We start from the raw sequence: 4137 nt of genomic DNA, 5'->3' as shown, positions 1-4137 counted from the left end.
GGGTTCTTCCCGGCCGGTTCCGCGTTCACCCCGATCGCAAACCCGACAAGAGTGCTCGGCACTCGTACCCCAACTCCAACCCCTACCCCAACCCCAACCCCAACCCCTCCGTCGACAGGGAACCTCCGTCCCGGCACGACTTTGGTTGGCGCGGGTGCCCCGGCTGGGCGGTACATCGCTCAGGCGATGAGTGGTTGCTACTGGGAGCGACTCAGCGGATTGGGAGGCACTCTCGCTGAGATCATTGCCAATGACTTCCAGGCATTCGCCGGGCCAGCGATCGTTGATATCCGTTCGACAGACTTGGCATTCAAGTTCGATGCTGACTGTCGCACTTTCAGGCCATACACGCCACCGGCTTCAGCCTCGGCAACGATCACACAAGGCGCATGGGTCGTCGGTTCAGATATTCAGCCCGGCACATACTCATCGAACGTGTCGAACGGCTGCTACTGGGAACGCGCCACATCCTTTGACGGAACGCTCGGGTCGATCATCGCCAACGATTTCATCTCTACCGGCGGGCCAGCGTTTGTGACGATCTCGCCCACCGACACTGCCTTCAAGACCGACAACGATTGCGGCACCTGGACACGCATTGGCTGACACCGGCTTCTTATAGCCGGGGGACAGTAGCGTGGCGTAGCTGGCACCGCGGCTGCGTACGCGCTTCCAAGCTCGGGTGAACGAACCATGGAACGCACCGCAGGGCGACCACGTGAGCACGATCAGTTCTCGATGCCATCCAGTTCGGCCACGATCTCGGCCGCTTCTGCGGCGGCACGAACGTCGTCGTGATCCGTGTCGGTGCGTCGGCTTCCGGCGAAGTGTTGGATGTCGACGGCCGATCGGCCGACGGCACAATCACCGTCTCCCGAAAGCGTCCGATGAACGACCGCGTATCGGACGTGCTCAAGCGCCAGCCCTTCAGACATGACGTCTAACCAGGGATGTCTCACATGAGTGGTACGGACCAATTCTCAGTGAGGAAGCGCCTCTCGTTACATGGTGGACTGTGGCAGTTGTTCGCGACAGCGAGCTGCCACTCTGGGGGCTTGCGCGCCGCGGCCCGCCAGCCCACGATGCTTGCGCAGAGCCCCAGTCGATCGGCCGGTGTTGGCCATTCGATTGCGTCGTGCGGCCCCACACCACACACGGGTGCGTGATCGCGCGTGGCAGGTCAGTTTCCGGCTTGCGACGCTGATCTGTAGCGCGTTTCGAGTCAGGATCGGAGCGTTGCTGGCGCTGTGACCCACGTCCAGGTCTGATCGTCGGGATTGTGGGAGACATCGCCGTCGATTGCGAGGCGGCCGACGGTGGTGCGGATACTGCTCAAGCTGGCAACGTGGGTTTCAGCCGAGAGGGTGTTGACAGTCCACGTTCTGGTTGGGTCGGCGTTCATCACGTGAACGATCCGCTCTTTGGTGCCCAGCGCTATCAACTCCGTCGGGACGTCTTGAGTGCTTGCGGTTGCTTTGGCGCGCTTCGACTTCTTGGGGAGCCCGGTCGGGTCGGCAAGCCTCTCGAATGCGGCGATACCGCTGCGGAGTGCGCTGAGGCGCTGCTCGGTTTGGTCGCGGTCGCTGCGCAGCTGTTCGAGTACGTCGGTGTAGCTGATGGTGTTCATGGGTGGCCTCCAGTGCCGTGATGCGAGGCCGGTCGGCGCCACAGGGTTCACCGTGCACGGGTAGCGCGATGGCGCACGCGCCCACGGCGGCCGCTCCTAGCGCAGCCTGATGGGGCTGCGAGTGCGGGGGTGGGGGTGGCCCAGACGGTGGGTGTTCCACCACCAAAAGGAGTCGTTCGCCATGACGATCGCAAGGAATTCCATCTCGGACCTCGAGGCCATTGCGGCGATGCCGGGTTTGGAGGAGATGTCCGAATCGATTGCCCCGTTCTGTGTCGGCAGCACCGATCCCGTCTCGATGCTCATCTTCTGTGCTGGCCAGTGGCCGGTGGGGGCTCGCAACGAGCTGGCCTCGCTGATGAAATACACGAGTGTGTGGGAAACGATGCGTGAGTCGGCGTCTCGCGTCGGGCGTATTTTGCCGCGACGCCCGCCGACTCATGATCAGCTTCGCCATCTGCGCGATCGGGCGGGTGTGGGGATCGGCGCACAGGTCGCGTTGGCGTTGTCGCCAGCGATGAAGGCGCTGACGCTTGACGTGGGGTTGCTCGGACCTTCGGGTCCGGCGAACCTTGTCTCACCGAACCGCGCCAACACCGGTTACTGCGACGGAACAACTTTTACACCGCTCACCGACAACTGGTTCGACGGGCGCACCGGCGAGTTCCACGGCAACACCCGCTCCAAAGACGGTCTCAATCCGCGCTGGGCGGCGACCTTCTACGGCAAGAACGCCGAACGCGACAAGAACGGCAGCCGGGGTTTGCCGATTGCTCTCATGGGAGCGCATGGGGAACTGCGCTGGCAGCGCGTCGTGACTGGTGTGAGCATGTACTTCGATCGCAACGAGACCGGGGCATCGATGGGACTGTTCCATCAGGCAGTAGAGATTTACGGTGCTGGGCTGCACGCGTTTGCGTATGACCGTTTGCTGGCTGGCAAATTCATCCGCGAGGTGATGCTCGCTGGGGTGATGCCGTTGGTCGAGATGAAGGGCGCGTCACCTCACGATCCTCACGTCGCGGTGCCGGAAGGCTTGCAGTACAAGCTTGGCAACAAATCGCAGCCGAAACCACTCGCGATCGCACGGGCACTTGAGACGATCACTCACCCGGTCGGCGGCGGCCGCTGCGCCCACCAGATCTGGGCGTTGGATGGCATGCTGCGGTCCTGTCCTCCCGATGAGCATCGACCGAACTTCGACAGCGACATCTTGCAACGCAGCGATCTGCGTTTCCACGAAGACGCCAACGGCTCGAGGAGCCTTGTCGGCCACTACGAGGTTCCGTGCCGCCATGGCGATGTCAAGTTTCGGTTCGATCACTCAGGCCAGCGGATGGGGTCCTCGCACGAGTGCGCGCTGGCAGACTGGGTGCGCCCGATCCACATCCCGTTGGAGGCTCCGCATCTGCGTGGCTTTCGTGTGGATGTTGAGTCGGTCTTCCGCACCGCGAAAGGCGCCGAAACTCTCTTCGGTCGCGCGAGCAGCCTGGAGCCGGACTTCTTCCTGCTCGACATCGTCGGGTTCGCGTTGTGGCAGAACGCCATTGCTTGGGATGTCCACGCGTCCCAACACACGGTGTGCGGACAGCACTGCGCAGCCGCAGTAGCGAGAAAGGCGAACCGCAGCGCGCAGAGCTGACATGGCGGTGGGGCTGTGAGTGCGCCCTGCAGCACCCTGCTGACGGTCTGTTTCACTATGACCTACAGCCACGAACACTGCCCAACCGATCCGCTTGCCTTCATGACGGTGTGGAACCGTGAAGGTTTCCCCCACGACTATCAGGCCCGCCTCGATGCGATGGGCGTCCTGTCGCCGGACGGGGCCGTCACGCTCACCATGCTGATGAGCGAACTCGCCGAACGCTGCGCACACCAAGGAGCCCACGCGGCCGTCGAACACTTCCTCGCCAACGGCAGCACCTTCGAGGATCGTGTGGACCGGCGGGCGGCTGTGTTGCTTGTGGCGCAACTGCATTTCCCGAAAGCCGCCCTGGAATGGCCGGGATGGCAGCCGTCAGAACGCAATACGCGCCGCCGTTGTTTCACCGACATCGAACGGGCGCTGGTTCGGTTCTGCGCTTGCACATCTGATGCATGCGCAACGACCATCGGCGCCGCCGACGCCGGCTCCGCAAGCGGCGAACTCCAGCGGATCACCATCCACCATGTCGGACGCGGCGACGATGGCGTTCCAAACCAACTCCATCTCCCGGGCAACGAACGCGCTCAGCGCGGCGGCGGGCCCTCCGGCGCCGCGCCGCGAACCAACGAGTTGCCGATGTGGTGCCGCCGCCGCTTTGCAAAGCAGCTCGCGACGATCTTCACAGAGCGGCCGTTGCTGTATGCCGGCAAATCGACCGAAGATTGCGGCTCTTCTGTCGTTTGTGTGGGTGGAAATGACAGGGGTGTGGTCACAGAAGCCGCTCCCCGTCTACGTTCCTGGGTGTTGAGTCCGGAACGAACAAGGAGCGGCTTCTGTGAAGAAACTATGGCGTCATGTGTTGGGG

At 63.1% G+C, this 4137-nt stretch carries 4 protein-coding genes and 1 pseudogene; 3 read left to right on the top strand and 2 right to left on the bottom strand.

Going from position 1 to position 4137, the window contains the following annotated elements:
- Positions 1-606: pseudogene (locus ACESNG_RS14560) on the top strand (hypothetical protein); the annotation flags it as partial.
- 122 nt (positions 607-728) lie between these two features.
- Here the strand turns inward: ACESNG_RS14560 and ACESNG_RS14555 are convergent.
- Positions 729-935, bottom strand: a complete 207-nt coding sequence (locus ACESNG_RS14555; protein WP_373069515.1) for a hypothetical protein — start codon at positions 933-935, stop codon at positions 729-731.
- A gap of 287 nt (positions 936-1222) precedes the next feature.
- Positions 1223-1627: a hypothetical protein gene (locus tag ACESNG_RS14550; protein WP_373069513.1), complete on the bottom strand. Its 405-nt coding sequence runs from the start codon at positions 1625-1627 to the stop codon at positions 1223-1225.
- Between the two features lie 517 nt (positions 1628-2144).
- Here ACESNG_RS14550 and ACESNG_RS14545 point away from each other — a divergent pair.
- Together ACESNG_RS14545 and ACESNG_RS14540 are read left to right on the top strand one after the other, a co-directional pair.
- Positions 2145-3269 (top strand): hypothetical protein, encoded by a 1125-nt coding sequence (locus ACESNG_RS14545; RefSeq protein ID WP_373069511.1) that lies wholly within the window; start codon positions 2145-2147, stop codon positions 3267-3269.
- Between the two features lie 57 nt (positions 3270-3326).
- A partial coding sequence (locus tag ACESNG_RS14540) for a hypothetical protein (protein WP_373069509.1) occupies positions 3327-4137 on the top strand: 811 nt, incomplete at its 3' end.

Source organism: Gemmatimonas sp., from assembly GCF_041689975.1.
Taxonomy (GTDB): Bacteria; Gemmatimonadota; Gemmatimonadetes; order Gemmatimonadales; family Gemmatimonadaceae; genus Gemmatimonas.
This window is presented reverse-complemented; position numbering and strand designations above follow the sequence as displayed.